The 26,492-nt window shown below is 70.6% G+C and carries 23 protein-coding genes and 1 pseudogene; 17 read left to right on the plus strand and 7 right to left on the minus strand.

What is annotated here, in order from left to right; genetic code table 11:
- Positions 1 to 56 precede the first annotated feature (56 nt).
- Both ACFVWD_RS03345 and ACFVWD_RS03350 read left to right on the plus strand, forming a co-directional pair.
- On the plus strand, positions 57 to 1,430 hold the full coding sequence (locus ACFVWD_RS03345; RefSeq protein WP_389593685.1) for a cryptochrome/photolyase family protein: 1,374 nt from the start codon (positions 57 to 59) through the stop codon (positions 1,428 to 1,430).
- Between the two features lie 206 nt (positions 1,431 to 1,636).
- The gene (locus ACFVWD_RS03350) at positions 1,637 to 2,359 is read left to right on the plus strand and encodes a DUF4142 domain-containing protein (RefSeq protein ID WP_389593687.1); all 723 of its coding nucleotides are present in this window, start codon (positions 1,637 to 1,639) and stop codon (positions 2,357 to 2,359) included.
- Between the two features lie 30 nt (positions 2,360 to 2,389).
- Here ACFVWD_RS03350 and ACFVWD_RS03355 read toward each other — a convergent pair whose 3' ends face one another.
- A complete protein-coding gene (locus ACFVWD_RS03355; RefSeq protein WP_389593689.1) occupies positions 2,390 to 3,421 on the minus strand; it encodes a MerR family transcriptional regulator in 1,032 nt (343 codons plus the stop codon).
- A gap of 132 nt (positions 3,422 to 3,553) precedes the next feature.
- Here ACFVWD_RS03355 and ACFVWD_RS03360 point away from each other — a divergent pair, with 132 nt between their 5' ends.
- The 4 genes and pseudogenes from ACFVWD_RS03360 to ACFVWD_RS03375 all read left to right on the plus strand — a co-directional run bounded on the left by ACFVWD_RS03360 (position 3,554) and on the right by ACFVWD_RS03375 (position 6,213).
- Positions 3,554 to 4,147 (plus strand): sigma-70 family RNA polymerase sigma factor, encoded by a 594-nt coding sequence (locus tag ACFVWD_RS03360; protein WP_389593690.1) that lies wholly within the window; start codon positions 3,554 to 3,556, stop codon positions 4,145 to 4,147.
- Positions 4,148 to 4,297: 150 nt separating this feature from the next.
- Complete coding sequence (gene sigK / locus ACFVWD_RS03365) at positions 4,298 to 4,882, plus strand: ECF RNA polymerase sigma factor SigK (protein ID WP_389593691.1); 585 nt, start codon at positions 4,298 to 4,300, stop codon at positions 4,880 to 4,882.
- On the plus strand, positions 4,879 to 5,634 hold the full coding sequence (locus tag ACFVWD_RS03370; protein ID WP_389593693.1) for an anti-sigma factor domain-containing protein: 756 nt from the start codon (positions 4,879 to 4,881) through the stop codon (positions 5,632 to 5,634). Before sigK ends, ACFVWD_RS03370 begins: the two co-directional genes overlap by 4 nt.
- A gap of 117 nt (positions 5,635 to 5,751) precedes the next feature.
- A pseudogene (locus ACFVWD_RS03375) lies at positions 5,752 to 6,213 on the plus strand (fasciclin domain-containing protein).
- Here ACFVWD_RS03375 and ACFVWD_RS03380 read toward each other — a convergent pair.
- A complete protein-coding gene (locus ACFVWD_RS03380) occupies positions 6,177 to 7,013 on the minus strand; it encodes an MBL fold metallo-hydrolase (protein ID WP_389593696.1) in 837 nt (278 codons plus the stop codon). The pseudogene ACFVWD_RS03375 and the gene ACFVWD_RS03380 sit on opposite strands and share 37 nt — an antisense overlap.
- Before the next feature lie 120 nt (positions 7,014 to 7,133).
- Between ACFVWD_RS03380 and ACFVWD_RS03385 the strand changes: the two genes are divergently transcribed.
- Entirely contained in the window at positions 7,134 to 7,736 is a 603-nt protein-coding gene (locus ACFVWD_RS03385) for a TetR/AcrR family transcriptional regulator (protein WP_389593698.1), read from the plus strand.
- Between the two features lie 137 nt (positions 7,737 to 7,873).
- A complete protein-coding gene (locus tag ACFVWD_RS03390) occupies positions 7,874 to 8,314 on the plus strand; it encodes an SPW repeat protein (protein WP_168505677.1) in 441 nt (146 codons plus the stop codon).
- Positions 8,315 to 8,576: 262 nt separating this feature from the next.
- Here ACFVWD_RS03390 and ACFVWD_RS03395 read toward each other — a convergent pair whose 3' ends face one another.
- Positions 8,577 to 9,158, minus strand: a complete 582-nt coding sequence (locus ACFVWD_RS03395) for a hypothetical protein (RefSeq protein ID WP_389593700.1) — start codon at positions 9,156 to 9,158, stop codon at positions 8,577 to 8,579.
- Positions 9,136 to 9,687, minus strand: a complete 552-nt coding sequence (locus ACFVWD_RS03400) for an ATP-binding protein (RefSeq protein ID WP_389593702.1) — start codon at positions 9,685 to 9,687, stop codon at positions 9,136 to 9,138. The genes ACFVWD_RS03395 and ACFVWD_RS03400 overlap by 23 nt, the downstream gene beginning before the upstream one ends.
- A 306-nt stretch (positions 9,688 to 9,993) precedes the next feature.
- Between ACFVWD_RS03400 and ACFVWD_RS03405 the strand changes: the two genes are divergently transcribed.
- The 3 genes from ACFVWD_RS03405 (at position 9,994) to ACFVWD_RS03415 (ending at position 12,091) form a co-directional block, all read left to right on the plus strand.
- Positions 9,994 to 10,869: a helix-turn-helix domain-containing protein gene (locus ACFVWD_RS03405; RefSeq protein ID WP_389593703.1), complete on the plus strand. Its 876-nt coding sequence runs from the start codon at positions 9,994 to 9,996 to the stop codon at positions 10,867 to 10,869.
- Between the two features lie 24 nt (positions 10,870 to 10,893).
- The gene (locus ACFVWD_RS03410; protein ID WP_054233852.1) at positions 10,894 to 11,106 is read left to right on the plus strand and encodes a DUF397 domain-containing protein; all 213 of its coding nucleotides are present in this window, start codon (positions 10,894 to 10,896) and stop codon (positions 11,104 to 11,106) included.
- A 172-nt stretch (positions 11,107 to 11,278) separates the two neighbouring features.
- The gene (locus tag ACFVWD_RS03415; RefSeq protein ID WP_360280151.1) at positions 11,279 to 12,091 is read left to right on the plus strand and encodes an SAM-dependent methyltransferase; all 813 of its coding nucleotides are present in this window, start codon (positions 11,279 to 11,281) and stop codon (positions 12,089 to 12,091) included.
- A gap of 94 nt (positions 12,092 to 12,185) precedes the next feature.
- Here ACFVWD_RS03415 and ACFVWD_RS03420 read toward each other — a convergent pair whose 3' ends face one another.
- The gene (locus ACFVWD_RS03420; RefSeq protein ID WP_389593705.1) at positions 12,186 to 13,970 is read right to left on the minus strand and encodes a helix-turn-helix domain-containing protein; all 1,785 of its coding nucleotides are present in this window, start codon (positions 13,968 to 13,970) and stop codon (positions 12,186 to 12,188) included.
- A 149-nt stretch (positions 13,971 to 14,119) separates the two neighbouring features.
- Between ACFVWD_RS03420 and ACFVWD_RS03425 the strand changes: the two genes are divergently transcribed.
- The 3 genes from ACFVWD_RS03425 to ACFVWD_RS03435 all read left to right on the plus strand — a co-directional run bounded on the left by ACFVWD_RS03425 (position 14,120) and on the right by ACFVWD_RS03435 (position 18,213).
- A complete protein-coding gene (locus ACFVWD_RS03425) occupies positions 14,120 to 15,913 on the plus strand; it encodes an Hsp70 family protein (RefSeq protein WP_389593707.1) in 1,794 nt (597 codons plus the stop codon).
- Between the two features lie 29 nt (positions 15,914 to 15,942).
- Positions 15,943 to 16,749, plus strand: a complete 807-nt coding sequence (locus tag ACFVWD_RS03430) for a hypothetical protein (protein ID WP_389593709.1) — start codon at positions 15,943 to 15,945, stop codon at positions 16,747 to 16,749.
- Positions 16,750 to 16,998: 249 nt separating this feature from the next.
- Positions 16,999 to 18,213, plus strand: a complete 1,215-nt coding sequence (locus tag ACFVWD_RS03435) for an aminoglycoside phosphotransferase family protein (protein WP_389593711.1) — start codon at positions 16,999 to 17,001, stop codon at positions 18,211 to 18,213.
- A gap of 229 nt (positions 18,214 to 18,442) precedes the next feature.
- Here ACFVWD_RS03435 and ACFVWD_RS03440 read toward each other — a convergent pair whose 3' ends face one another.
- A complete protein-coding gene (locus tag ACFVWD_RS03440; protein ID WP_389593713.1) occupies positions 18,443 to 19,897 on the minus strand; it encodes an APC family permease in 1,455 nt (484 codons plus the stop codon).
- Between the two features lie 116 nt (positions 19,898 to 20,013).
- Here ACFVWD_RS03440 and ACFVWD_RS03445 point away from each other — a divergent pair, with 116 nt between their 5' ends.
- Both ACFVWD_RS03445 and ACFVWD_RS03450 read left to right on the plus strand, forming a co-directional pair.
- Positions 20,014 to 21,213, plus strand: coding sequence for an ROK family protein (locus ACFVWD_RS03445; RefSeq protein WP_389593715.1), 1,200 nt, complete (start codon positions 20,014 to 20,016; stop codon positions 21,211 to 21,213).
- Between the two features lie 182 nt (positions 21,214 to 21,395).
- The gene (locus tag ACFVWD_RS03450) at positions 21,396 to 24,152 is read left to right on the plus strand and encodes a sugar-binding domain-containing protein (protein WP_389593717.1); all 2,757 of its coding nucleotides are present in this window, start codon (positions 21,396 to 21,398) and stop codon (positions 24,150 to 24,152) included.
- A gap of 136 nt (positions 24,153 to 24,288) precedes the next feature.
- Here ACFVWD_RS03450 and ACFVWD_RS03455 read toward each other — a convergent pair whose 3' ends face one another.
- Complete coding sequence (locus tag ACFVWD_RS03455; RefSeq protein WP_389593719.1) at positions 24,289 to 25,737, minus strand: hydrolase; 1,449 nt, start codon at positions 25,735 to 25,737, stop codon at positions 24,289 to 24,291.
- A 233-nt stretch (positions 25,738 to 25,970) separates the two neighbouring features.
- Here ACFVWD_RS03455 and ACFVWD_RS03460 point away from each other — a divergent pair, with 233 nt between their 5' ends.
- Positions 25,971 to 26,234 (plus strand): hypothetical protein, encoded by a 264-nt coding sequence (locus ACFVWD_RS03460; RefSeq protein ID WP_101407207.1) that lies wholly within the window; start codon positions 25,971 to 25,973, stop codon positions 26,232 to 26,234.
- Positions 26,235 to 26,492 lie beyond the last annotated feature (258 nt).

The raw sequence follows: 26,492 nt of genomic DNA on the forward strand, positions 1-26,492 counted from the left end.
TCCGCACTCGTCGCCGCTCTGTCGCAGCACCACGTCCCCTGTCCCGGAGTCACACCATGAACATCTCGGTCGTCCTGTTCACCTCGGACCTGCGCCTGCACGACCATCCAGCGCTGCGCGCGGCGCAGGACGGCTCGGCCGCGCTCGTGCCCCTGTTCGTACGCGACGACGCCGTCGCCGAAGCGGGCTTCACGGCACCCAACCGGATGGCGTTCCTCGCGGACTGTCTGGCGGACCTGGACGGTGGACTGCGGGCGCGCGGTGGCCGCCTCGTGGTGCGCTCCGGCGATGTCGTCGCACAGGTGTGCCACGTGGTCGCCGAGGCGGACGCCGACGAGGTGCACATGGCGGCGGGGGTCAGTGGCTACGCCCGCCGCCGCGAGGAGCGGCTGCGCGCTGCCCTGGAGGGCGAGGGATGCCGACTGCACGTTCACGACACCGTGATCACCGCGCTCGCACCCGGCGCCGTGACTCCGTTCACCTCGGACCACTTCGCCGTGTTCACACCGTACTTCCGGCACTGGTCGCAGGAGCCTCTGCGGGACCCGGTCGCCGCGCCCCGGGCGATCCGGGTGCCGGACAGCGTCGGCTCGGAGGCGATCCCCTCCCGCACGGGCCTGTCCGGGCTGTCGGAAGGGCTGGCGCGCGGCGGCGAGTCGGAAGGCAGGAAGCGGCTCACGGCCTGGCTGCGCGCGGACATCGCCTCGTACGAGGACGGCCACGACGACCTGTCGGGCGACGCCACCTCCCGGCTCTCCCCCCATCTGCACTTCGGCACCCTCTCCCCGGTCGAACTCGTCCACCGGGCGCGCGCGGCGGGCGGCCCGGGCGCCGAGGCGTTCGTACGCCAACTGGCCTGGCGGGACTTCCACCACCAGGTGCTCGCCGCCCGGCCGGACGCGGCCGTCGCCGACTACCGCACCAAACGCGACCGTTGGCGCTCGGAAAGAGCGGCGCACGAGGACATCAAGGCGTGGAAGAACGGACGCACCGGCTATCCGGTCGTCGACGCGGCGATGCGCCAGCTGCGCCATGAGGGCTGGATGCACAACCGGGCACGGCTGCTGGCCGCCAGCTTCCTCACCAAGACGCTGTACGTGGACTGGCGGATCGGGGCCCGGCACTTCCTGGACCTGCTGGTGGACGGCGATGTCGCGAACAACCAGCTCAACTGGCAGTGGATGGCCGGAACGGGCACGGACTCGCGGCCGGGCCGTGTCCTCAATCCGGTGACGCAGGCCAAGCGGTACGACCCGGACGGGGACTACGTCCGGCGCTGGGTGCCGGAGCTGGCGGGGCTAGCGGGCGGCGCCGTGCACGAACCCTGGAAACTCCAGCGCCTGGAGCGCGCCGCGTACGACTACCCGGACCCCGTCGTCGAACTCTCCGACGGACTGGCCCGGTTCAGGGCCGCTCGGGACCGTGGCTGAGCGGCATCACGGCCGATGAGACGGTGTCTCAGCGGTTCGCGACTGTGCGGGTGGCGGCACGGATTTTACTTTCCCTAGAGGTTTCTCCGACCCGCGCCGCCGTACAGGTGGGCGTCCGAAACACCCGTACCGGATCCACGCACCGGATCCACCGAGCGGCCCACCGGAGCGTCACACCCCGGGCCGCCGCCCCGCCAGGAGGCCCAATGCGCATTGCACGAACCGCAGGAACCGTCTTCGTGGCAGGTGCGCTGGTCATGACTCTCGCCGCGCTCGCGTACCCCAGCATGCTCGGACTGCAGACCACGGCCGCTGATCAGAGCCGTGTCATCGCCAATACCTCGACGGGCCCGGTGACCGAGGCCGACCGCGACTTCGTCGTCAAGGTGCGGGCGGCCGGCCTGTGGGAGTACCCCGTGGGGATGCTGGGTCTGCAGAAGGGCACCACCCCGGCGGTCAGGACCGCCGGTGACCACCTGGTCAAGGGCCATGCCGCGCTGGACGAGACCGACCGCAAGGTCGCCGCCGCACTCGGCATCACCATCCCCAACAAGCCGTCTCCTCAGCAGCAGGGCTTCGTGTCGACGCTGAGCGGAGAAACCGGCAAGCAGTTCGACACCGACTTCGCCAACATCCTGCGGATGACCCACGGTTCGATCTTCAACACCGTCGCCAAGATCCGGTCCACCACCAAGAACTCGCTGGTCCGCCAGCTGGCCGACCAGGCCAACGTCACGGTGCTTGACCACATCACGGTGATGGAGAAGACCGGGCTGGTCAACTTCGACCAGACGCTGTTCCAGCAGACCACCCCACCGAAGCTGCCGGCCTCCGACCTCACGCCGCCCGCGCCCGCGCCCGGTGAGCCGACCGTCGTGCTCACCCCTCCCGCCGGCGGCTCCCCCTCGCCCACCGGGACGGTCGGCTGAGCCGTTCCCGGCCCACCGGCGCGCGGGGGATCAGCTCCGGGTGGCCGGGACGGGCGAGTCGTACAGACCCGAGAGGGTCCCGAGGGCGTCCCGAAGCCCGGGCGGGCGGAGCATCCCCCGCACCGGGCGGCCCGCCCAGCCCGGCCCGCCGAGCAGCACGGCCGGGTGGCTGCGGGCCCCCTTGACCCCCCACTGGGTGCCCGCGACATGCTGGGCCAGAGGCAGGTCGGCCGTCGAACGCGTCTGGGCCCACAGCAGGACGGCCTTCGGGCCCAGCCGTCGCACGGCGGCGGTCAGCGCCTCCGTGGGGACCGCCGCGCCGAACATCCGGGTGGGCAGGCCGAGTTCGACGAGTCCCGCGTGCAGCGCCTCCAGGGCCAGGCTGTGCTGTTCGCCCGGGACGCACGCCAGCACCACCGGCCCCGCAGCGGCGGCCGGGGTTCCCACGGGCCGGACCGGCTCGGTGGCGCGGTGCAGGGCACGTGAGATGTGCCAGGACAGCAGGTGTTCCACCTCCACGTAACGGTCGCCGGAGGACTCCCACTTGCGTCCGACCGCGTGCAGGGTCGGCACCATCACCTCGTCCCAGGCGAGAACCACGCCGTAGCGCGCCACGAGCGAGGCCAGCTGGTCGCCCACGGTCGGCGCGTCGAGGCGGACCGCCGCGCGCGCGAGACCCCTGCACTCCTGGCGGACGTCACCGAGCGGCAGCGCACCGGCCGCCTGCGAACGGTGCCCACCGGTCAGGTCGCCTCCCCCGGGCGGCTCCGGTCCGGGCTGAATCCGCCCGAAGCCCTCCTGGACGGTCCTGGCCGCCTCGGCGGGCGGTACCCCGGCCGAGGTCAGCCGGCACATCTCCTCGAGCATCGCCACGTCCCGCGGCGTCCAGCGGCGGTGCCGCCCGTCGGAGCGGACCGCGGGCCCCACGCCGTACCTCCGGTCCCAGGAACGCAGGGTCGTGGGCGACACCCCGAGGCGGCGGGCCAGCGACCCCGTCGTGACGCCCGCATCGACGGGCCGCGCGGCCGCCTCCGGCCGCCGCGCCGGTTGGTTCTCGCCCATGCGGCGACTATACGACGCACAAACGATGCGAGTTGTCCGTCATGTGCCTCGGTTCACACGATGGGGATCACCGGGCGCGTCGCGGGAAGCGCACGGTGACCGGGAGCCCGCCCCAACCGAGGAGCCGTGGCCATGACCGTGGATTCCATCACCGAGCAGTGCGTCGGCGGGCAGTGGGAGGGGCTCTCCGACGCGGATGTGGCCCAGGGCCTCGTGGACGGCGACGAGGAGTGTCTGACCGCCGCCTACCACCGCTGGGGAACGCTGGTGCACACCCTGGCCGGACGTTCGCTGGGCGACACCCGGGAGGCCGAGGACGTCACCCAGCAGGTGTTCCTGGCCGCCTGGCAGGGCCGGCAGGGCTACCGTCCCGAGCGCGGCGCGTTCGCCGGCTGGCTCGTCGGCATCACCCGCCGCAAGATCGCCGACGCGCTCTCCGCGCGGACCCGCCGTACCGATCTGGTCGCCGCCGCGGGAGCCCTCCTCGGCCCGGTCGACGACACCCACGGCCGCCCGGAGACGGTGCTCGACCGCGTCCTCCTGCGCGGCGAGCTCGCCAGGCTCCCCGCGCCCCAGCGCCGGGTGCTGCACCTCGCGTTCTACGAGGACCTGACCCAGCCCCAGATCGCCCAGCGCACCGGCTGGCCGCTGGGCACCGTCAAGAGCCACGCCCGGCGCGGACTGCACCAGCTGCGCCGCTGTCTGCGCGCGGAGGCCGTCGGCTGAACGCCCGGCGGCGCACGCCACGCCCGCGAAACCGCCCTCGCCACGCCCGCGCCGAAGCCGCCACCGGTGAATTCGCCACCGCGGGCCAATCCGACACCCCACCGGCTCCGGATCCCACCCGAACCATTCGTACGTCCTGGAGGACCCCCTGTGAAGGAAGCCGTGGAGATCGGGAGAAACCCGGCCGCGGAGCCCAGTCTGCCGGACCTGATGGCCGACGTCGCCCGAGGCGACCAGCAGGCCTTCACCGCGGTCTACGACATCGTGGCGGGACCGGTGCTGGGCATCGCGCGCAGGGTGCTGCGCGACCGGGCCCAGTCGGAGGAGGTGGCCCAGGAGGTGCTGGTCGAGGTGTGGCGGACCGCTGTCCGGTACCGGCCCGAGAAGGGTTCGGTCATGAACTGGGTACTCACCCTCGCCCACCAGCGGGCCGTGGACCGGGTGCGCTCGGTCGAGGCCTCGGCGGCCCGGGAGCACAAGGCGGCCCTGCTCGACCGGACGCGCGAGTTCGACGAGGTCACCGAGCAGGTCGAGGCCCGGCTGGAGCGTGTGCAGGTGCGGCGCTGTCTGCGCACGCTGACGGAGCTCCAGCGCCAGTCGGTGACCTTGGCGTACTACCGCGGTTTGACCTACCGGAAGGTCGTGGAACTGCTGACCCTGCCGCTGGGCACGGTCAGGACCCGCCGGCGTGACGGTCTCATTCGCCTTCGTGACTGCCTGGGGGTCACCGCATGACCATGGCCGATCTGCACAGCCTGACGGGCGCGTACGCCCTGCACGCCCTCGACGAGCAGGAGCGCGGCAGGTTCGAGCGGCACGCCGCGGACTGTGAGTCCTGCCGCCAGGAGGTCCGGGAACTGGCCGCCGCGGCCGCGCGGCTGGGTCTGGCGGCGGCGACCGTGCCGGCCCCGGACCTCAAGAACAGGGTCATGCGGCGGATCGCCACGGTCCGGCAGGAGGCGCCGCGGACGGTGCCCCTCCCACGGCGGTCCTGGACGCGCGGCGGGGGCACCCGCCGGCTGTCGCGGTGGGCGCTGGCCGCCTGCGTCGCCGCCGCGGCCGGGTTCGGCGGCACGGCGGTCTGGCAACACGACCGGGCCCAGCAGGCGCGGGACACGGCGCGGCAGGCCGAGGGGCGAACAGCCGAACCGGCCGCGGTGCTGGCCGCCCCCGACGCGAGGAGCCGCACCGCGACACTGGCGGGCGGCGCCCGTGGCACGGTGGTCGTCTCCGCGAGCCGTGACCGAGCCGTCTTCGTCGCCTCGGGGATGGCGAAGCCGCCGAGCGGCAAGGTCTACCAGCTGTGGTTCGACGACGCGGGCACCATGCGCTCCGCCGGTCTGATGGACCCCCACCGGGCCACCGAGGCGGTCCTGCTGGACGGTCGTGTCGACCGGGCGTCGGGCATCGGTATCACCGTCGAACCGGCGGGTGGTTCGGCGAAACCGACCTCCGCGCCCGTGGCGTTGCTGAGCTTCCCCACCTGATCCGGGTCCCGTCAGCCGCGCGGCTTCGGCGGTCGTGGAAAGAACCCGCTGGTCCTCGCGGCATACTCGGCGAACCCCGCACGGTCCGCCAAGTGCCGCTCCAGCAACGGCTTCCCGCTGCCGTTGATCAGCAGTCAGCTCATCACCAGCGGGGAGACGACGGACACCGCGGCCGACGCCACACCGTCCGCCGCCCGGACCTCCGCCACGAGCGACGGCATGAACAGCGGGGCGACGAGCAACGAGTCCTTCGGACCGGCCTGTTCGTCCGTGCCCAAGGAGGGCGCGGGGTCGTTCTCCGACATGGCCAAGGACCCGGTGGCCACCGCGGCCTCGAACAATCCCGCGCTGTCCACGCTGGTCACGGCGGTCAAGAAGGCCGGGCTCCTCGACACGCTCCACAACGCCCAGGCAACTCGGTAACGGCACCTTCCCGACGCTGGAGAAGGCGAGTTGAAGACGGCGGGCTCGGGCACCGCGTACACCGTGAACGACTCCGCCGAGGTCGTCTGCGGCAACGTCCCGACCGCCAACGCGACGGTCTACATCGTCGACACCGTCCTGATGCCGCCCGCGTAGCGCGCCAGTTCCCACGGGTCGTGCGCGCTGAAGACGTCCACCTCGTCACCGTGCAGCCGCACCAGTTCCCGCAGACGGGCGTGGTTGCCGAGGCGCAGCGGCCGGTCCACCTCGGTGAGCTGCTGGAGGACGTCCATGCCGGGGTGTCCCCGGGGGTGGTCGGGGTCGATCTCGTGGTGGAAGTAGTACGCGTCCCCGCAGTGCAGCAGCCGGCGGCCGCCGGCGGCGACGGCGATCGCACTGTGGCCGCGGGTGTGGCCGCCGAGCGGGACCAGCAGGATCTCGGCGTCCAGGCCCTCCAGCGGGCGCACGGCGTCGAATCCGAACCACGTCTCGCCGTGCGGCTGCGTGTACGTCACCCAGTGCGGCCGGTGCGCCCACTGGGCGGGGCGGTAGCGGACGCGGTCCTCGGGGTGAGCCCCGGGGGCCGCCATCGCCGCGCGGTGTTCGGCCTCGCTCAGATGGACCTTGGCCCACGGGAAGTCGGGCAGTCCCCCGGCATGGTCGAGGTCGAGGTGGCTGAGGACGACGTGCCGGACGTCCTCAGGACGGAAGCCGAGCGCGGTGACCTGGTGCAGCGCGGTCTCCGCGAGGTCGAGGACGGGCTGGGCCCGGCCGAGGAAGTCCGCGCCGAGGCTCTCCTCGGGCCGCGCCACGTCCTGCGTACCGATGCCGCTCTCGACGAGGACGAGCCCGTCCCGGTCGGTCTCCACGAGGAGACAGTGGCAGACCGCGGGAAGGCTCCCCTCCTCGGTGTCGATCGTCCGCATGGAACCGCAGTTCAGGTGATGGATCTTCACGGTGACTCCCTTCGGTGGGTCCGTTTCACACGCCCGGTACCGCCCGCTCACGACCCCGAGCAGATAGCTACCGAACGATCGTCAGCTAATCACGAACGGTCGTTAGGTTAAAGTGACCGCATGAGCCCCCGCAAGTCCGTTGCCGAAACTGCCGCCACGCGGAGCCGGATCATCGACAGCGCCCTGACACTGGCCTCCACGGAGGGCCTCGAAGGCCTCACCATCGGCCGCCTGGCGACCGATCTGGAGATGAGCAAGGCCGGGGTGATCGGCCACTTCGGCAGCAAGGAAGCGCTCCAACTCGCCGTTCTGGCCGCGGCCGTCGAGATGTTCCGGCTACGCGTGCCGGCCCGGGCCGTCGGCGCCAGACCCGGCACCGAACGGCTGACGCGCGCCTTCGACGAGTGGATCGACTACATGGCCGAGGGCGAGGGGCACGAGGGCTGCTTCCTCAGCTCGGTGGCGAGCGAGTTCGACGGCCGGCCCGGTCCGGTCCGCGACGCGGTGCTCGACGCGCTCGCCTCCTGGTCGGCGTATGTCGCGGCGGAGTTGGGCACGGCGGTCGAGGCCCGCGAACTGCCGCCGCGCACCGATGTGGAACAGCTCGTCTTCGAGCTCAACGGCGTGGCCCTGGCGGCCAATCAGTCCATCCAGCTCCATCGCGACCCACAGGCACCCACGCGGGCCCGCCGCGCCATCGCCCGCCTCCTCATCGCCCCCTGAGGATGGATCCCGCCCCGCTGGAGAGAAAAGCGACCTCTACACATAAAGAAGAAATAAGAGCACAATGAAAACAAGCGGCGCCAACCGCATACCACACCAGAAGCGGCCAGGCCTGCAGAGAACGAAGGAGACGACTCATGGCCAACGTCTCGCACCCCAGAGGTGACATCACGACCCACCCCGATGCATCCGAAATGCGGGAGCGGTATGACCGCATGCTCGGTGGCCGCGATGTGGCGCTCGTGGACGGACCGGTGTTCCTGCTCGGTCTGTACTGCGCCGTATCCCCGTGGATACTCCACTACACGACGAGCCAGCCCGCCCTGGCGACGCACAACCTCATCATGGGCATCGCCATAGGCCTGCTGGCCCTCGGATTCACCAGGGCCCCCGAAAGGATGTACGGCCTGAGCTGGGCCATCTGCGCGATGGGCGCGTGGCTGATCATCTCACCGTGGGTGGTCGGAACCAGCCCGGACACCGGCGTCGTGATCAACAGCATCATCATCGGCGCGTTGGCCGTGGTGCTGGGGGCGCTGTGCGCGCTCGCGACGACGAGGAGCACTCCTCGGGCGTAGGCCCGACGGACACCCTCCGGAGCGGTCCCGACGGACATCCCCGGGAGCGGCACCGGAGGCCCACACCCGGGCCCAGCCCCGCGAGTCGATGCCCGAGCTGGGCCCAGGCCCCACGAAAGGAACGAACAACCCCACAGGCCGGCCCGCCCACGCGGACCGGCCTCCCTCACGCCCGCACACATCCGGATCGAGGCAGTCGCCCGGCCACGGACAGTTGTGCAGGTGATTGCTTGCGTGTTGGCGGCCGAAGAGCCTCAGGTCTCTAGATACCCGCGCCGTGCGACCAGCTCGGGGTGCTGCCCGCGAGGCGGCAGGTGAGGAAGTACAGCGGGATCGGCGGCGTGTACGGCGAGTCGCCCTCGGGCCGGTGGATCAGACGGGGGCGAGCGGACCGTGAGTGCAGCAGGGACCGTGTCCAGGACGGGTCGGCCAGCCGCGCGCCCACCGCGTAGCTGGTGGCGGCCGGCCAGGTGACGCCTATGTGGGAGCCGGAGGGGACGATCCACCACCACCGCTCGTCGTCGGCGAAGACACAACCGACGCGGGGCAGACAGTCCATGATCCGCTGCCCGTGTTCCGGGGAGGTGCCCACCGCGTCGTATCCCAGACCGGCGGACAACTCGGCGGGTATCGCCAGTCGTGCCGGGGACTCGTGCGGCGGCGCGGTGGGGATGTACATGCGCAGGCCGAAAACGGCGGGGTACGGGCGCGGATCGACGGCGTCGGTGTGATCGCGGCCGTCGGGGGCGGGGAGACGGTCTCGGCCGTCGAGGGCGGAAAGGTAGTCGCCCGGGTGGCCGGCGAGCTGGTGATCACGCAGGTCAGGAATGTGCTGTCGTTCCATCAGTTAAAGATCCTTCGGCCGAGTGGGGGATGGGCCGGGCCATGGTCACGGTCGCCGGCGAGCCGGTCGACACGGTGTCTCCTCCCTTCGACGGCAGTACGGCCCAGACGATGCGTCCGGAGCCGTCGGCGGTGTCTCTGACGCCCCAGTCGCTGCTCAGGGCGCCGACCAGCAGGAGTCCACGTCCACCCTGGTCGTCGGGCCCCGGCCGGCGCTGGGCCGGAAGGCTCCAGCCACGGTGCTGGTCCTCGACCTCGATGTGGAGCCGCTCCTCGGCGATGTGGACTCTGCACACGATCCACTCGCTCGCCGTGTGCGTCAGCGCGTTGGTGACGAGCTCGGAGGTCACCAGGATCGCGTTGTCGCGGGTCTCGGGGTCGATGCCCCACTCGGTGAGCGACTCACGGACGTCTCTTCGGGCCATACCCACCGAGGCGGGCGCCGCGGGCAGGGCGAACACACCTGCCCGACGGGGATATTCGTCCCCTGGTGGTAGGCCTAAAGGCTGGGGGAGGGAGGGCGGGGTCATCGCCGTTCGCCTTTCGTCTGCCTTCGCACCACAAGCGGTGCCAATGCCGTCCCCCGTGGCCCCGCACTGCCGCGAGATGCGCACAACTCACCGTGCAAGGCGTCACGTCGCAGCCCCGTCTCCCCCAACTGGGCCGCACAGCCTCTCCCTTCACCGGGCCAGGGACGATAGGACCACTGTTGCAGCTGCCAACAACACCTCGCAACCGACAAGTTGAAAATTGCAATGTGCCAGGTGCATGCTTCCCCCGTCGACGGATGATCGTGACAGACTGCGACCTCGAAGCCCGCTGTGAGGGGGTAAGGCGTGTCCACGGAGACCGACTGGGGCGGCGCCCCTTCCGTCCTGCGCATGATTCTCGGCAAGCAGCTGGAGGAGCTGCGTACCCAGGCCGGGCTGACATACGAGCAGGCGGGCGAGGCGCTCGGCGTCAGCCACTCCACCATCCGCCGGATGGAGGCCGCCAAGGTGGCCCGGCTCCGGCTCACCGACGCCGAGAAGCTCCTCCAGACGTACGGCGTGACGGACCAGCAGGAGATCGACACCTTCCTGAAGTCGGTCCGCGAGGCCAACAAACGCGGCTGGTGGCACACATACCGTGATGTCCTGCCGGACTGGTTCGCGGCGTATCTGAGCCTGGAGCAGGCGGCCCTCCAGATCCGTGCGTACGAGGCGGAGTTCGTACACGGGCTGCTGCAGACGGAGGCGTACGCGCGCGCCCTGCTCGGTGCGGGCAATCCGCACGCCTCGGCCGAGGCGACCGAGCGCCGGGTCGCGCTGCGCATGCGCCGTCAGGAGCTGCTGTCCCGGCCCGCTCCACCGCGCGTCTGGGTGGTGATGGACGAGACCGTGCTGAGGTGGCCGGTCGGCGGGGCCGAGGTGATGCGCGCGCAGATCGACCATCTGATCGCGGCCAACGCGCTCCCCCATGTGACCCTGCAGATCATGCCGTTCAGGAACGGCCCGCATCCGGCCATGCGGGCCGGCGCGTTCCATCTCTTCCGGTTCAGGGCACGCGAGTTGCCGGACATCGTCTATCTGAGCGGTCTGGTGGGCGCCGTCTACCTCGACAAGGACGACGACGTCGTGGTGTACCGCGAGGCCCTGGACCGGCTGGGCGCACAGTCGACGCCCGCCAGGAAGACCGAGGAACTTCTCGGTGCGATTCGCAAGGAGCTATGAGTGCACCACCACATACGCAACGGCATGCCGTCCCGGGAACTGGGCACGCAGGGCTGGTCCAAGCCATGGAGCGACGACGCGGGCGGCGCCTGCGTCGAGGCGAAGAAACTGGGCGACGGGCGGATCGCGCTGCGTCAGTCCACCGATCCCGAAGGGCCCGCCCTGGTTTTCACGCCCCGTGAAATGACGAGCTTTCTTGCGGGCGTCAAGGCGGGGGAGGCCGACTTCCTCCTCTGACAACCTTGTCTGATTCCTATGCCCTGCTCTTTCCCCCACGAAGTTCTCGTTCCCCACGAAGTTCTTGTTCCCTACGAAGTTCTTGTTCCCTACGAAGTTCTTGTTCCCTACGAAGTTCTCTTTCCCCCACGAACACCAGCTGTGCACCGACGACTTGATGGGAGGGGCGGCGTTGCCCGACAACGGATGGCCTGCCGACCGTATCGACACCGAGAGCGCACACTCCGCGCGCATCTACGACTACATCCTGGGCGGTAAGGACTACTACCCCGCCGACAAGGAGGCGGGCGACGCGATGGCGCGGGAGTGGCCCGCCCTCCCGATCCACATGAAGGCCAACCGCGACTGGATGAACCGCGCGGTGGCCTATCTGGCCAAGGAGGCGGGGATACGCCAGTTCCTCGACATCGGCACCGGCATCCCCACCTCCCCCAACCTCCATGAGATCGCCCAGTCGGTGGCCCCCGACTCGCGGGTCGTCTACGTGGACAACGACCCCATCGTCCTCACCCTGTCGCAGGGTTTACTGTCGAGCACCCCCGAGGGCAAGACCGCGTACGTCGAGGCGGACATGCTCGACCCGGCGACGATCCTGGGCGCGGCGGAACTGCGTGACACCCTCGACCTCACCCAGCCGGTCGCCCTCACGGTGATCGCCATCGTCCACTTCGTCCTGGACGAGGACGACGCTGTCGGCATCGTCCGGCGCCTCCTGGAGCCCCTTCCCTCGGGCAGCTACCTGGCGATGTCCATCGGCACCGCCGAGTTCGCGCCCGCCGAGGTGGCCCGCGTCGCCCGTGAGTACGCGGCCCGCAACATGCCCATGCGGCTTCGCACCCACGCGGAGGCCGAGGAGTTCTTCGAGGGCCTCGAACTCGTCGAGCCCGGCGTCGTCCAGGTCCACAAGTGGCACCCGGACGGCACGGAGACGGGCATCCGCGACGAGGACATCGCGATGTACGGGGTGGTGGCCCGCAAGCCGTAGCCCGTCCGCTCCACACCATTCGTGCCGCCGGCCCCACCCGAAAGGGGCCCGGCGGCACGAGTGTCCCTACGTCCCCTGATCCGCCGGACAGGCGCTAGGCGTCCGCCGTGGAGTCCAGCAGCGCCGCGCACTCGATCGCGAGGGCCGCCATTCCGTACGCCCGGGCCACGCGCAGCGCCTCCCGCAGCAGACCGGAGGCGTGGGCGCCGGCGCCGGGGCGGCCGGACCTGCGAAGCGCGCGGGCCTGGGCCAGCCGGAGGCGGGCCAGCTGAGGCTGGGAGGAGCGGACCGGTTCGGTCGCGGTGCGGAAATGGGCGAGGGCGGTGTCCGGCTCTCCGGCGGCCAGGGCCAGCAGTCCGCGGGCCCGGGCGGTCGGCCCGATCAGCACGGTGGGCCAGCCCGCGAGGGCGATCTGCTCGCCGTCGTGGGCGGCCAGCCGCTCACGCAGTACCGGCAGGACCTGGCGCAGCTCGGCCTCGAATCCGCCCCGGGCGTCGAGCGCGGCGCTCACCTCGGCGAGCAGCACCAGGGTGGGCACCGCCCATCCGGACGGCGGGAACCGGCTGAAGTCGTCGGTGTCGTGGGCGAATCCCACGAGCCGGTCCGCCCCTTCGGCGTACTGACCCGTCTCGCACAGCGCGAGCGCGAGCCCGGCCCGCCAGACGGGGAAGTAACCGTGCCGTTCGACGGTGTCCGCCAGACCGGAGGCGAACAGATCCGCCATCCGTCCCTGTTCGCGCAGCAGCCAGTAGGCCTGGCCGAGGCGGGTCTGGTGCAGGTTGTCGGCGGGGACGGCCAGATCGGCGGGTAATCGCTCGACGAACGTCAGCGCGTCGCCGAAGATCCAGCCCGCGGCCTTGTCGAACCGGCCGTGCCACAGGTCGAGCAGGGCGTCCAGGGTGTGCTGCTGCCAAGTGGTCAGCACACCGCGGGTGTCCGCGGCGTGCTTGCGGTACTGGTTGGCCGTGGCCAGCGCGCTGTACACCTTGCCGGCCCGCAACTGGTCGAGGGCGACGGCCATGAGCGCCTCGCCGCGGAAGTAGGCCGAGCCGTGCCGGGCCGCGGCGTCCCGCAGGCGTTCGGAGAGCGTCAGGGACTCCGCGGTGGACATGAAGTCGTACAGTCCCCACCGGCATTCGGTGAGCACCTCGCAGGCCACCTCGTCGTCCTTGCCGTCCACGGACAGCCTGCGCAGCGTGCTGCGCGCCAGCCGTGCGCCCTGCTCCGGGCCCGCCTGGCCGGCGGCGGTGTCCTGGCTGACCGCCATGGAGAGCTTCTTCGCCAGGTGCGCGTTGAGCCTGAGGCGCAGTCCGGCGGCCTCGACGCTCCCGTCGTCGCCCAGCGCGGCCAGGCTCTCCCTGATCAGCTGGAGCAGTTCGTGGTCGACCTGCCCGGGATCCGACCATCGGCGGGCCATCCTGATGACGGCCTCCGCCCGGGCCGGGGGATCCCCCTCGGCGCTCGCGTACGCCGCCCGGTAGAGCCGGTCCGCCTCGCGCATGGCCCCGGCGGTGTGGCTGAGGTCGCCGCGCCGTAGCAGCCGGTCGAACTCGTCCCGTTGCCGAGCGGCGGCCGAACCACTCCTGCCCGCACCGGACTTCACCAGTTTGGCCGCCCGCTCCCCCGGGCCCGGGCCGATCGTCTTCGAGATCCGCTCGGTGGACGGATCGGGAACCAGGGCGAGCAGCGCGCCCCTCGCTTCCAGCCGCTCGTCGCACAGCTGCGCGAGCTCGTGCGTGACACGTCGCTGGCCCGTCTCGATCCTGCTCAGAAAGCTGCGGCTGCAGTGCACCTCTTCGGCCAGCTCGCTCAGTGACTTGCCGGCCGCCGTCCGACGTCGGCGCAACTCTGCGCCGAACGCGTTCTCTTCGATCGCCATCCTCCCAACGGCCCGCTCCCCGCCCTGTGTTGCCAGAAAGCATTGGCAACAGCCGACCGCTCCACGCTGCCGCGGAAACCCACCACTCTGTCTGGGAGCGAGCTTACAGCGAGCAAGGGTGCGAGCACCGGCAGACAGGAGCACTGGTCATGGGATCGGACGAAGCCAAGGTGGTGGCGGCCGTCGACTTCGGCACGCACGGCACCGGCTTCGCCTGGACGGTGCGAACGCCGCTCAACGACGATCCGCTGACCAGGCGGGTGCAGTTCTTCACCCGGTTCCCGGGTCGGCAGCTGGACAGTCCGAAGAACCTGACCGCGATCCTGGTGACGGACGGCGGGGACACTGTCGCCTGGGGCCACGAGGCGCGCGCTCGGTGGGTCGAGGCCCTGACGAAGGGGGAGTCCGAAGGGCTCGGCTATGCCTACGCCTTCAAGACGGCGCTGAAGAGCGGCGGTTCGATGGCGGACCTGCCGATCACGGGCGGCTTCGTCGACCGCACCGACCGCGGTCTGATACGGGAACTGGTCACCGCCTACCTCAAGGAGATCCGCGAACTGGCGACCGCGGAGATCAAGAGGATGACGTACACGGAACGAGAGGTCCGCTGGTGCATCACCGTCCCCGCGATCTGGGACGACGAGGACAAGGCGGTGCTGCGGCGACTTGCCGTGGACGCGGGGTTCCCCGGTGATCCGGAGCGGCTGCTGCTGGCCATCGAGCCGGAGGCGGCGGCCCTGTACTGCCATCTGCGGATGCCCGACGCCGCCTCGGATCCGCACCGGCGGGCCCGGTTGCCCCTGCACCTCGACGGCTTCCGGTCCGTAGTGGTCGACTGCGGCGGCGGCACGGTCGACATCACGGCGTACGAGTCACACGGTGACGCCGGTCCGTCCATCGCGCTGCGCGAGATCGGCCTCGCCACCGGTGGGTGGCTCGGTTCGGAATACGTCAACCAGGCCTTCCTGGACAAGACGCTCGGCGACCGCTTCGGCCCGGCGGCCTTGAAGCGGATCGAACGGGACCACCCCGGCGAGCTGCTCGAGCTGTCCGGGCAGTGGGAGCGGGCCAAGGCGACGGTGGAACCGGACCGGGAAGCGGCTGCGGTCGCCCATGTGCTGGACCCGGTGCGGATCGAGGTTCCGGTCACCGTGTGGGACCTCCTGGACGAGCCGGTGCGGGTGCGGCTGACACGCGATGCCGCCGGCCTGCCGCGGCAGATCGTGCTGCCTCCCGAGGAAGTGAAGGGGCTGCTCGACGAGAGGGTGGACGGCATCCTGGACAAGGTCGCGGAGCAGCTCGCGACCATCGGCCGGACCAGCGGCGCGGGCGCGGAGCCGGAGACCCTGGTCCTTGTCGGCGGATTCGCCCGCTCCCCGTGGCTGCGCGAGCGGATGCGGGCCCGCTTCGGCGAGCGGCACCGCATCCTCGTCCCGCCGGACCCGGCCCTCGCGGTCCTGGAGGGCGCCGTCCACTTCGCCTACCGGCCGGACGTGTTCGTCTCCCGGCAGGCGAAGTACACCTACGGCTTCGAGACGGCCAAGCCCTTCGAGGAGGGGGTCGATTCCACGATGCGCATGTACCGCGACGACGAGGGCGACCTCCTGTGCGTCGGCCGTTTCGGTGTCGCGGTCCGGCGCATGGACAGCGTGCGGGTGAACGACGCCCACCCCTTCCGGATCGTGCCGGTCCGCGAGGACCAGGACGAACTCGACGTACGCCTGTACCGCTCCGCGAAGGCCGATCCCCGGTACGTCGACGAGGAGGGGTGCGAGGAGATCGGCCGGCTGACCGTCGACCTGTCCGGCACCGTGGGCAGACCGCTGCGCGAGCGCCCGATCATGCTGCTGTTCTACTTCGGCGCCGCCGAACTGCGGGTCGAGGTGTTCGACCCCGAAACCGGGGAGACCCGCCAGGTCTCCGTCGACTTCGACCGCGTATAGCCATGGCCTACCGCCCCGAAGGAGGAGACGTGCTGTTCAACCGCGACAAGGGCAAGCGGCCGCAGGAAGTGAGCATCGGGCTGGACGGCTTGGACACCCTGGAGTCGCGGATCCGGAAGCTGGAGGCCGCCGCGGACGACCAGCGGGCCGCGCTGGCCGCGCTCGACCCGCTGGGTGACCGGCTGATCGAGTTGAGGATGCGCCAAGAACGCGCGGAGGAACGGGCCCGGACGCTGGAGACGGCCGTCGCGGACACCCGCCGTGTGCTCGAGGAGCAGAGCGAGGTACTGGACCTGGTGCGGGTCACCCAGGTCACGGAACGGGCCGATCTCACCCGTGAGGACTTTCTCGTCCACTACGAACTCGCCCAGCGGCTCCGGGCGTTGTACACCCAGCGGATGCCCGACCTGATCCAGCCGCGGCTGACGGCGGAGCGGCCCCGTGACGTCGTACGGCGCCAGGCGCAGTTGATCAGCCGGCTGTGTGTGGTGCTGTTCGGCCCCGACGAGCAGGGTGGGCTCGGCGAACCCGACCTCGCCGAACTGGCCCGCATCGCCACCGACGCCGGGGTGGTGGGGCTCGACGCGCGCCACCAGCGGCTGTTGGAGCGGGTCGGCACGGAGGCCGCCCATCTGTTCCGGGCCATGACCGTCAGTGGTCATGCCAGCCGCTTCGACTTCGCGGTGGAACCCGGAGCCCCGGCGGATCCGGAGGAACACGCCCTCTGGCCCTCGTGCGAGGCCGGGCGACCCGTCGCCTTCGTGGTGTGTCCGGGATACCGGGCGGCGGACCGCCGGCTGCTGGAGACCTTCGTCTACACCGAGGCCGAGGGCTGACTTCCGGGGGTTCGGTTCGATGTGCTGTCCCGCCCTCGGGCCGGGGTCGGACAGAAGGATTTCGGTCCGGGGCGCGCGGGGGGCGCTCCGGCCCGGAAGGCCACAGGGCCCGCGGGGGGGGACCGGGTTGGGGGACCCGGGGGAAGGGGAGCGGAGTCGCCGCATCGGCTCCGCTCCCCTTCCGATGCGCGCGTCCCGGCCGCCGATAATCGCTGGCCGGGAGCGCGTCCGGTCGTTCACACTCGCGCGGTGACAAGAACTGTGAGTGCGTGGGTGACTTCGGGTGACGAGTTCCTCGGGAGCGCGGGGCCGTTCGCCGTGGACGTTCCCTGGTGGTCCGAAGTGGGGCCGGTCGTCGAGTGGTTGGAGGGACTGCTCGGGGTGCCCGTGCTGGTACTGCGTCTGCTGGACGTGGAGGGGGGTGCGCGCGGGCGGGACGGCCATGTGACGTACCACGTCGAGGTGTTGGAGCGTCCGGCGAGTGGTCTGCTGGATCAACGTCCCGTCGAGACCGTGGTGTTGGACGGTGCGGAGGCGCTCAGATCGCCGTGGGCCCGGGCGGAGGGGCTGCGCGAACTCCTCGAATGGGCGGCCGGGGAGCTGGCTTCGGCGGGGCGGCCGGTGAGCGGTCCGGTCGTGCAGCGGCGTACCTGGAATCTGTCCGGGCTCTTTCGTCTGCCCACCGCGCGCGGTCCGGTCTGGCTCAAGGCGACACCGCACTTCGCGGCGGACGAGTCCGCCGTCATCGCCGTGTTCGCGGGGGTCGACCCGGGGCTCGTTCCTCCGCTCCTCGGCGTGGGTGAGCGGCGCGTCCTGATGGAGCACATTCCCGGTGAGGACTGCTGGGGGGCCACGCCGGAGACGGTCGGTGCGGCGGTGGAGCGGTTCGTTGCCGCGCAGTCCGCGGTCGCCTCCGGGGGTTCGGGCGAGTACGGCGTGGTGGCGGGGGTGCGGGATTGGCGTGCGCCGGTTCTTGAGGTGGCGGTTCGTGATCTGCTCGACGGGCCCCTCGCCGAGGAGTTGACCGAGCGGGAGGTGCGGGGAGCTCGGGAGTTGGCCGGGCGGTGGGAGCTTCTGTCGGAGTGTGGGCTGCCCGACACGCTGGTGCACGGTGACTTCCACCCCGGGAACTGGCGAAGCGACGGTGGGGCGCCTGTCGTGGTGGACTTCGCCGATGCCTATTGGGGCAATCCCGTGCTTGACGGGCTGCGCGTCCAGGGCTTCCTTCCCGAGCCGGGTCGTGCGGCGGCCGCCCGGGACTGGGTGGCGGCCTGGAAGTCGCGGGTGCCCGGCAGTGACCCGGCCCGGGCGCTCGATGTCGCCGGGCCGCTGGCCCATCTCACGTACGCCGTCCGGTATCAGGAGTTCCTGGACGGCATCGAGCCTTCGGAGCGGCCCTACCACCGGGGGGATCCGGCGGACGAGGTCCGGGCGGCGTTGCGTTGCGCGGGGATCGGGGGGTGACGGGCGCCGACGCGGTCGTGGGTGGGGCGGGCGCCGACGCGGCCGTGGGTGGGGCAGGCGCCTGCGCGGTCGTGGGTGGCGCGGGGCCGTGGCGGTACGTCGAACCCGTCGCCGCCGGATCAGGCGTTGCCCTGTAGGGAGCCGTTTCCAGATCCGAACGTAAGCGACGGGCTTGCGACGTACCGCCACGGCCCCTTCCGTGCGTTGGCGGGTGCGGGTCGTCGATCTCTCACGTTCCGGCGGGCGCTGTGTCCGGGGTCGGGGTGGTCAAGTACTCCTCGTTGATCTCCTTCGGGCCGAAGGGCCACACCTTTTCCAGGTTCGCCCAGACGACGAAGGCGACGCAGCCCAGGGCCACCCAGGCCAGGGACCATTCGATGGGGTGGCGGCCCGGGGAGTTCTTGTCGGCGTAACCGTAGATCGTGAGCCAGCCGACGAGGGCGAGAAGGCTGGGGATCGGGTAGAGCCACATCTTGTAGGGGCGGTGGAGGGTGGGCCGGCGCTTGCGCAGGACGGAGAGGGCGACGATCTGGGCCAGGGCCTGGACGATCACCATGACGGTGGTGAGGAGTTGGATCAGGGTGGTCAGGTCGGTGTGGCGGCCGATGAGGAAGCCGATCGCCGTGATGACACCCATGGTCGCCAGGCCCAGCATCGGGAAGCGGTGCTTGGGGTGCAGCTTGGCGTACGGGCGGAAGAAGACGCGGTCGCGGGCGGCGTCGTAGGGGACGCGCGAGCCGCCGAGGAGTCCGGTGAAGACCGAGGCGAACGCGGTGATGAGGATGAGGACCGTGACCGTGTCGGCGGCTCCCTTGCCCCAGGTCTTTTCGAGGACGGCCGAGGCGACGGAGGTGGAGGCGATGTCCGTCGGATCGGTCATGCGGTGCCAGTCGATGACGCCGAGGGTGCCGATCTGGAGGAGGAGGTAGATCGCCATGATGCCGAGGATGGAGAAGATGATGGAGCGGGGCAGGGTCCGGCCCGGATCCTTGATCTCGGCGCCCATGTACGCGGTGGTGTTGTAGCCCAGGTAGTCGTAGATGCCGATGGTCAGGCCCGCGGCGAAGCCGATCCAGAAGTGGCTGCTGGACAGTTCGAAGGCGTGCGCCGGATAGGTGAAGGCCAGGTGGGCGCTGAAGTCGGTGGCCGCGGCGATGATCACCAGGAGGACCGAGGTGATCATGACCGCCCACATGACCGCCGTGATGCGGGCGATGTGTTCGATTCCGCGCCACAGGAGCAGCACCACGAGGGCGACGACGGCCAGGCCGATGAGGTCCCCCGTCGTCTTGCCCATGTCGGGAGCCAGGTAGCCGAGGTACTGGACGAAGCCGACCACGCCGGTGGACATGATCAGGGGAATGAAGAGCATGGCCGTCCAGACGAACAGGAACGGCATGAGGCGTCCGGTGCGGTACTGGAAGGCCTGGCGGAGATACACGTAACTGCCGCCGGAGCCGGGCATGGACGCGCCCAGCTCGGCCCAGATCAGGCCGTCTGCGAGGGCCAGGATCGCACCCGCGACGAACCCGATGATCGCCTGCGGGCCGCCGAACGCGGCAACCATCAGCGGGATCGTCACGAACGGGCCGATGCCGCACATCTGGCTCATGTTGATGGCGGTGGCCTGGAACAGGCCGACTCGGCGGACGAAACCGCCGGTGGGTGGCGGGCTACCGGACATAGGGGTCTCCTGATATCGGGACGCGGGGAGGCGGGCTCCCGTTCGGCCGGCCCGGCGAGGCTGACTGGGCGATAAAGTTAAGGAGACTTACTAGATGCGTCAAGAGGGTGTCAGGCATGCGTGAGAATGGTGCGATGCCCGCCAGCGACGCCATAGCGCAGCCCGAACAGCCCTGGAACCGGCAGCGGCTGCGCAGCACCAATGAGCGGCTGCTGCTCGACCGGCTGCGCACGGGCGGTGCCGCCTCGCGGGCTCAGCTCGCGCGGGAGACGGGGCTGTCGAAGCCGACGGTCTCCAGCGCGCTCGCGGCGCTGGAGGAGGCGGGGCTGGTGCGTGAGGCGGGCACGCATGCACCCGAGCGCGGCCGGGTGGCGGTGCTCTACGCCCCGGATCCCGCGGCCGGGTACGCGCTCGGCATCGACATCGGGCGCAGCTGGCTGCGGGTGGCGGTCGCCGATCTGGACGGCGGTGTGGTCGCCCGCGCCGACGTGCGCAATCGGGCGCGCAGTTCGGGCGCCATGGCCGACCTCGTCGTTTCCACCGCCCACCAGGTCGTCGCCAACTCCGGCGTGGGAGCGCACGAGGTGGCGCACGCGGTGGTGGGCACGCCGGGCGTGTACGACGAGGAACGGCGCCGGGTGCGGTACGCGATGCATCTGCCCGGGTGGGGCCGCGCGGGCCTGTTCGACCGGATGCACGAGGAGTTGGGCATCCCGCTGGAGGTGCACAACGACGCGAACCTCGCGGCGCTCGGCGAGTACACGTACGGCGTCGGCGCGGGCAGCCGGCTGTTCACGTACATCCTGATCGGCACCGGTCTCGGCATGGGCGTGGTGAGCGAGGGACGGCTGTTCACGGGGGCGCGCGGCGGGGCCGGGGAGATCGGGTTCCTGCCGTGGCCGGGGCGGCAGAAGCCGGAGACGCTGGAGGACGCGGTGTCGGGGGAGGCCGTCGTCGAGGCCGCGCGGCAGTTCGGTATGACCGGCCAGCTCACGGCCAAGGCCGTGTTCGACGCGGCGCGCGAAGGAGACCCCGCCGCGGTGCGGGCGGTACGGCTGGAGGGTGAGCGGATCGCCTATACGGTGGCCGCGGCCGCCGCGGTGCTCGATCCCGATCTGGTCGTGCTCGGCGGCGGCGTGGGCCACAGCATCGACCTGCTGCTGCGGCCCGTGCGCGAGACCCTGCGTACGCTCACACCCCTGCGTCCGAAGATCGTGCCGAGTCGGCTGGGCGAGGACGCGGTTCTGCTGGGCGCGGTGGCGACGGCCCTCGGGACCGCGAGGGACGTGGTGTTCGAGCGACGCTCGGCGTCCTGAGCGGGGCACTCGCCTTGGGTGATTGACACCGATTGCTCGGCCGCCTAGCTTGTGCGCCAGTTAGTAAAGTTTCCTAACTTGCGGGCCCGGCTCGCAACTTCTTGCCCCTGCCTCGCTCATGCCTCGCAGTGCCGACATGCAGTCCCGTAGCGCGGATGCTCCCCACCCCCAAGGAGACCACCGTGTTCCATCGCCCTGCCCCAAGACGGCGTTCCGCCACGGCCGCCGTCGCCCTGTGCCTCCTGTGCACCCTCTCGACCAGCGCGTGGGGCGAGTCCCGGAGCGCCGGGCCCGACGCGGCCGCACGCTCACCGGTCACCCCGGTGCCCGCCACCGCGGGCAGCAGCACCGCGCTGTCCGGGTACGCGATCCAGTCGACAGCCGAGGTCACGGACGCGGCGTCCGACGTCTCGAGCCCGGGCTATCCGGCGCGCGGCTGGTACCGCGCGGGTTCCCGCTCCACCGTCCTCGCGGCGCTGCTCGCGGACGGGAAGTACGCCGACCCGTTCTACTCGACCAACCAGCAGAAGATCCCGAAGGCCGACTTCCAGGTCCCCTGGTGGTACCGCTCGGACTTCACGGTCACCGACACCACCGAGCGCAGCTACCTGGACTTCAGCGGGGTGATCTCGGCGGCGGACGTCTACGTCAACGGCCAGCAGGTCGCCACCGCCGCCGATGTCGCGGGCGCCTACACGCGGCACGAACTCGACATCACCTCGCTGGTGCGATCGGGCACGAACACGGTCGCCTTCCGCATCCGGCCCAACCAGCCCACCAAGAACCTGACCATGGGCTGGTTGGACTGGCTCCAGCCTCCGCCCGACCAGAACATGGGCATCGTGCGTGACGTTCTCGTCCGCCGGGGCGGTCCGGTCGCACTGCGCGACGCGCACGTCGTCACCGAGCTCGCCGTCCCCTCGCTCGCCTCCGCGAACCTGACGGTCAAGGCACAGGCCCGCAACGAGACGAGCGCTCCCGTCACGGCGACGGTGTCCGGCAGTGTCGGCTCGGACGCCTCCTTCAGCAAGACCGTTTCCCTCGCCGCACACGAGACGAAGACCGTCACCTTCTCCCCCACCGACACCCCCGGCCTGCATCTGAGCGCACCAAAGGTGTGGTGGCCCGCGGGCATGGGCGGACAGCCCTTGTACGGCCTCGACCTGACGGCCTCCGTCGGCGGCACCGCCTCGGACACCGCGCACGAGAACTTCGGCATCCGCGAGGTGAAGGCGCCCCTCAACTCCGACGGCGCCCGGCAGTACAGCGTCAACGGCCACAGGCTGCTCATCAAGGGCGGCGGCTGGTCCCCGGACGAGTTCCTGCGCTGGGACCGGACGTATACCGAGGACCGGCTGAAGTACGCGCTCGACCTCGGCCTCAACACCATCCGCCTCGAAGGCCATATCGAGCCGGACGAGTTCTTCGACCTCGCCGACCGGTACGGCATCCTCACGCTGCCCGGCTGGGAGTGCTGCGACAAGTGGGAGGGGAACGTCAACGGCAGCGAGGCCGGCGAGAAGTGGACCGCGGCCGACTATCCCGTCGCCAAGGCGTCGATGGCCGCCGAGGCCGCCCGGCTGCGCGACCACCCGAGCGTCATCTCCTTCCTCATCGGCAGCGACTTCGCGCCGGACGCGACGATCGAGAAGAACTACCTCGACGCGCTGGACGCCGCCGACTGGCCGAACCCCGTGGTCGCCGCCGCCTCCGACAAGTCCTCGCCGATCAGCGGCAGTTCGGGCATGAAGATGACCGGGCCCTACGACTGGATCCCGCCGAACTACTGGTACGCCAAGCGCGAGGGCGGCGCCACCGGCTTCAACTCCGAGACCAGCGCGGGCCCCGACATCCCCACCCTCGACACCCTGCGCCGCATGATGTCCCCCGCCGAGCTGGACACCCTGTGGAAGAGCCCGGCCACCAAGCAGTACCACCGCTCACCGTCGTCGACCTTCGGCACGCTCAAGCTGTACGACGACGCGCTCGCGGGACGGTACGGAGCGCCGAGCGGCCTGACCGACTACGTACGCAAGGCACAGCTCGCCCAGTACGAGAACGTGCGTGCGCAGTACGAGGCGTACGGGCGCAACGCCACCGACTCCGCCAAGCCCGCGACCGGGGTCGTCTACTGGATGTTCAACAGCGGATGGACGTCGCTGCACTGGCAGTTGATGGATCGTTACCTGGACCAGGGTGGTGCCTACTTCGGGGCCAGGAAGGCGAACGAGCCGCTGCACATCCAGTACTCCTACGACACCCGTTCGGTCGTCGTCGTGAACAACCGGCACGACTCCGCGTCCGGGCTCACGGCCCGGGTCACGCTCTTCAACACCGACGGCACACAGAAGTACGACAGGACGGCGACCGGGGTGGACGTGGACGGGGACGGCGCCCACAGCACTCCCCTCACCGTGCCGTCCTCCGTGAGCGGTCTGTCGACGACCTACCTGGCACGCCTCGTCCTCACCGACGCCGAGGGCAAGGAGGTCAGCCGCAACGTCTACTGGCTGTCCACCAAGCCCGACACCCTCGACTGGGCCAAGACCGACTGGTACTACACGCCGACGACGAGCTACGCGGACCTCAAAGGGCTCAGCTCCATGGCACAGGCGCCGGTCTCGGCGACGGCTTCGACCTCGGCCGGTATGGACGGCGCTTCTACGACGACGGTCACGCTGCGGAACACCGGGACGGGGCGGACGCCGTCGCTGCTGACCGACGTGCACCTCGTGGACTCGGCCGGGAAGCCCGTCCTGCCCGTTCAGTGGTCCGACAACCAGGTCAGCCTGTGGCCCGGCGAGTCGGCGACACTCACCGCCACCTACCGGACGGCCGATCTGCACGGTTCGGCGCCCCGAGTACGGGTCTCGGGATGGAACACGCCAGAGACGACCGTCCCGGCGGCCGACACCCGATCCACCCGACACGGAGGGTGACCCTCGCGCAGCATAAGACCTCGCTCAACGCCGACGGCGTCAAGACGCATCACGTCGCCTGACTCGGCGAACGCCCCGAACTCCGGTGCGCGACGGGCGGGCCCGTTCCCGGGCCCGCCCTCTCGCTCGTTCGCGCTCAACTCACGTTGAGCGCCGTGTCGTCGAGGACGAACGACGTCTGGAGGGTGGAGCCCTCGGTGCCGGTGAACTTGACGGTGACCGTCTGCCCGGCGTAGCCGGACAGGTCGAAGCTGCGCAGCGTGTAGCCCGACGCGGCGTTCAGGTTCGAGTACGTGGCGAGCGTCGACAGGACCGTGCCGCTGCTGTTCAGCACTTGGGCCTTGAGGGTGTCGTACGCCGTGCTGGTGGTCGTCTCGGCCGTGTCCACGTGGAGATAGAAGTTCAGGGTGGCCGCGCAGCCGGACGGGATGGTGACCGACTGGGAGAGCGTGTCCGTGTTGGCCGAACCGTAGCCGTTCAGCCAGGCCTTGTAGGAGCCCGTACGGGCCGCCTCGCCGGAGCTGTTGGTGATGACACCGCTGGTCGCCGTCCATGACGTGCTGCCGGACTCGAAGCCGGGGTTGGCGAGCAACTGGGCGGCCGTGCAGGTGCCGCCGCCCCCTCCACCGCCACCGCCGCTGCTGCTGGCGCCCGCGAGCCACTCGGTGGCGTTCAGGGCGAGGGCCGCGTTGGTGGCGCCGGTGTCGTTCCAGCCGTCGTACAGGGTGTTGCCGGACTGGCCGGTGCCGTCGTCGATCGGGGAGCTGTCGCCCCAGAACGCCACACGGCCGCTGCCGAAGGTGCTGGTGGCGAAGAAGGCGCCGGTGTTGCCGGAGTATCCGGTGCGGTAGAGCAGGCCCTTGACGGCCGAGTTGTCGGCGGGCTTGAGCGTGGCCGTCGTACCACTGGCGATCAGGCTCTTGGTGACCGTACCGAACGAGCCGTGCAGGACCGCGTTGCTGCTGTCGCTGATGGCGCTCGGGTAGTCGGAGCTGATGCTCAGCGAGTCGATGGAGAAGCCGAACGGGTCGGTGGAGTCGACGCTGTTGTTGGTCATCAGGTCGTTGAGGATCTCGACCGCGTCCTCACCGTCGTTGTTGCGGTCGGCGCCGGTGTGGTCGGAGATCATGAACAGACCGCCGCCGTTCTTCACGAACGTCATGATCGCGGTCTTCTCCGCGGTCGTGAAGAGCGTGTTGGGCTCGGGCAGCACCAGCGTGTCGAAGTTCGACAGGTCGGTGGCCGTCGAGCCGCCGTAGGCCAGGCTGGAGCCCGAAGGCAGCGTCTTCAGGCTGTAGTCGCCGGTCTTCTGCAGGGCCACACCCCAGGAGGAGAGGGCTCCGGTCCAGTCGGTCTCCGAGGACGGCGAGGAGTCCTGGCCGAGCGGGTCGGGCTGGCTGGTGGAGATGATCCAGTCGGCGTTGCCCGCGGTCTCGGCGTGGGCGTTGTCGAACAGGATGCGGTGCGGGGTCGCGGCGGCGGCCGGAGCGGCCGCGGACGCCTGGACGGCCGCACCCGCGACGAGCAGTCCGAACACGGCCGTGGCCGTGGTGAGTCTGTGGCGGGATCTTCTGAATCCGAGCATCCGGCGAACCTCCATGAGGGGTGGGGAGAGGCGGTGCGGGCGCCAAGTCTGCGCGCGTAGAACGGTGGTTGGCCGTCTACCGCGCAACAGATTATTGAACGGTACATGGCAGGAACGCGACTGAACAGGAGCCCGCCGGACCGGACACGGGACGGCCGGAAAGCCGAACGGACTGTCTTCGCCCGCAGGGGGAACACACCTAACTACGTGGGTCCTGACAAAAAGGGGCGGAGATGGAGATCTCAGGCATCATCAGTGCCATTCTCATCGGCATCATCATCGGCGTACTGGGCCGGCTCGTGGTCCCGGGACGCCAGCGCATCGGCATCCTGTGGACGATCCTCGTCGGCATCGCGGCCGCGTTCATCGGCTCGGGGATCGCCGCCGCGTTCGGCGTGGCGAACACGAAGGGCATCGACTGGATCGAGTGGATCATTCAGATCGGACTCGCGGCGGTGGGTGTCGCGGCGCTCGACCGGGTGAAGGTGCGCCGCTGACGGGGCCGTCCATCGGGCCGAGCGGCGCCGGGTGGTAGGCGGCCGTCTCCTGGACGCGGCCGTCTCGGCGGTGCGGGAGGAGGGGCGGCGGTCGCTCGCCGATGCCGATCTCGGGCAGATCGATCGGTTCGCCGAACGGCGGTATGCCGGGTGCGCATGGAAGTGCCGGATGCCGGCGACGAGTTGAAGGGCCGGGCCGGCCTACAGCCGCCTCGGCCGACCGGCGGTCAGTGACGCCATCTCCGCCCGGATGGCGTC

The sequence above is a fragment of the Streptomyces sp. NPDC058086 genome (genome assembly GCF_042885015.1).
Taxonomy (GTDB): domain Bacteria; phylum Actinomycetota; class Actinomycetes; order Streptomycetales; family Streptomycetaceae; genus Streptomyces.

Excerpts from the sequence above, each read along its gene's own strand:
- ACFVWD_RS03440 (WP_389593713.1), bottom strand. The coding sequence starts at position 19,897 with ATGTCCGGTAGCCCGCCACCCACCGGCGGTTTCGTCCGCCGAGTCGGC.
- ACFVWD_RS03455 (WP_389593719.1), bottom strand. The coding sequence starts at position 25,737 with ATGCTCGGATTCAGAAGATCCCGCCACAGACTCACCACGGCCACGGCC.
- ACFVWD_RS03370 (WP_389593693.1), top strand. The coding sequence starts at position 4,879 with ATGACCATGGCCGATCTGCACAGCCTGACGGGCGCGTACGCCCTGCAC.
- ACFVWD_RS03400 (WP_389593702.1), bottom strand. The coding sequence starts at position 9,687 with ATGACCCCGCCCTCCCTCCCCCAGCCTTTAGGCCTACCACCAGGGGAC.
- ACFVWD_RS03345 (WP_389593685.1), top strand. The coding sequence starts at position 57 with ATGAACATCTCGGTCGTCCTGTTCACCTCGGACCTGCGCCTGCACGAC.
- ACFVWD_RS03425 (WP_389593707.1), top strand. The coding sequence starts at position 14,120 with ATGGGATCGGACGAAGCCAAGGTGGTGGCGGCCGTCGACTTCGGCACG.
- ACFVWD_RS03395 (WP_389593700.1), bottom strand. The coding sequence starts at position 9,158 with ATGGAACGACAGCACATTCCTGACCTGCGTGATCACCAGCTCGCCGGC.
- ACFVWD_RS03460 (WP_101407207.1), top strand. The coding sequence starts at position 25,971 with ATGGAGATCTCAGGCATCATCAGTGCCATTCTCATCGGCATCATCATC.
- ACFVWD_RS03420 (WP_389593705.1), bottom strand. The coding sequence starts at position 13,970 with ATGGCGATCGAAGAGAACGCGTTCGGCGCAGAGTTGCGCCGACGTCGG.
- ACFVWD_RS03385 (WP_389593698.1), top strand. The coding sequence starts at position 7,134 with ATGAGCCCCCGCAAGTCCGTTGCCGAAACTGCCGCCACGCGGAGCCGG.
- ACFVWD_RS03410 (WP_054233852.1), top strand. The coding sequence starts at position 10,894 with ATGCCGTCCCGGGAACTGGGCACGCAGGGCTGGTCCAAGCCATGGAGC.
- ACFVWD_RS03350 (WP_389593687.1), top strand. The coding sequence starts at position 1,637 with ATGCGCATTGCACGAACCGCAGGAACCGTCTTCGTGGCAGGTGCGCTG.
- ACFVWD_RS03445 (WP_389593715.1), top strand. The coding sequence starts at position 20,014 with ATGCGTGAGAATGGTGCGATGCCCGCCAGCGACGCCATAGCGCAGCCC.
- ACFVWD_RS03355 (WP_389593689.1), bottom strand. The coding sequence starts at position 3,421 with ATGGGCGAGAACCAACCGGCGCGGCGGCCGGAGGCGGCCGCGCGGCCC.
- ACFVWD_RS03360 (WP_389593690.1), top strand. The coding sequence starts at position 3,554 with ATGACCGTGGATTCCATCACCGAGCAGTGCGTCGGCGGGCAGTGGGAG.
- ACFVWD_RS03390 (WP_168505677.1), top strand. The coding sequence starts at position 7,874 with ATGGCCAACGTCTCGCACCCCAGAGGTGACATCACGACCCACCCCGAT.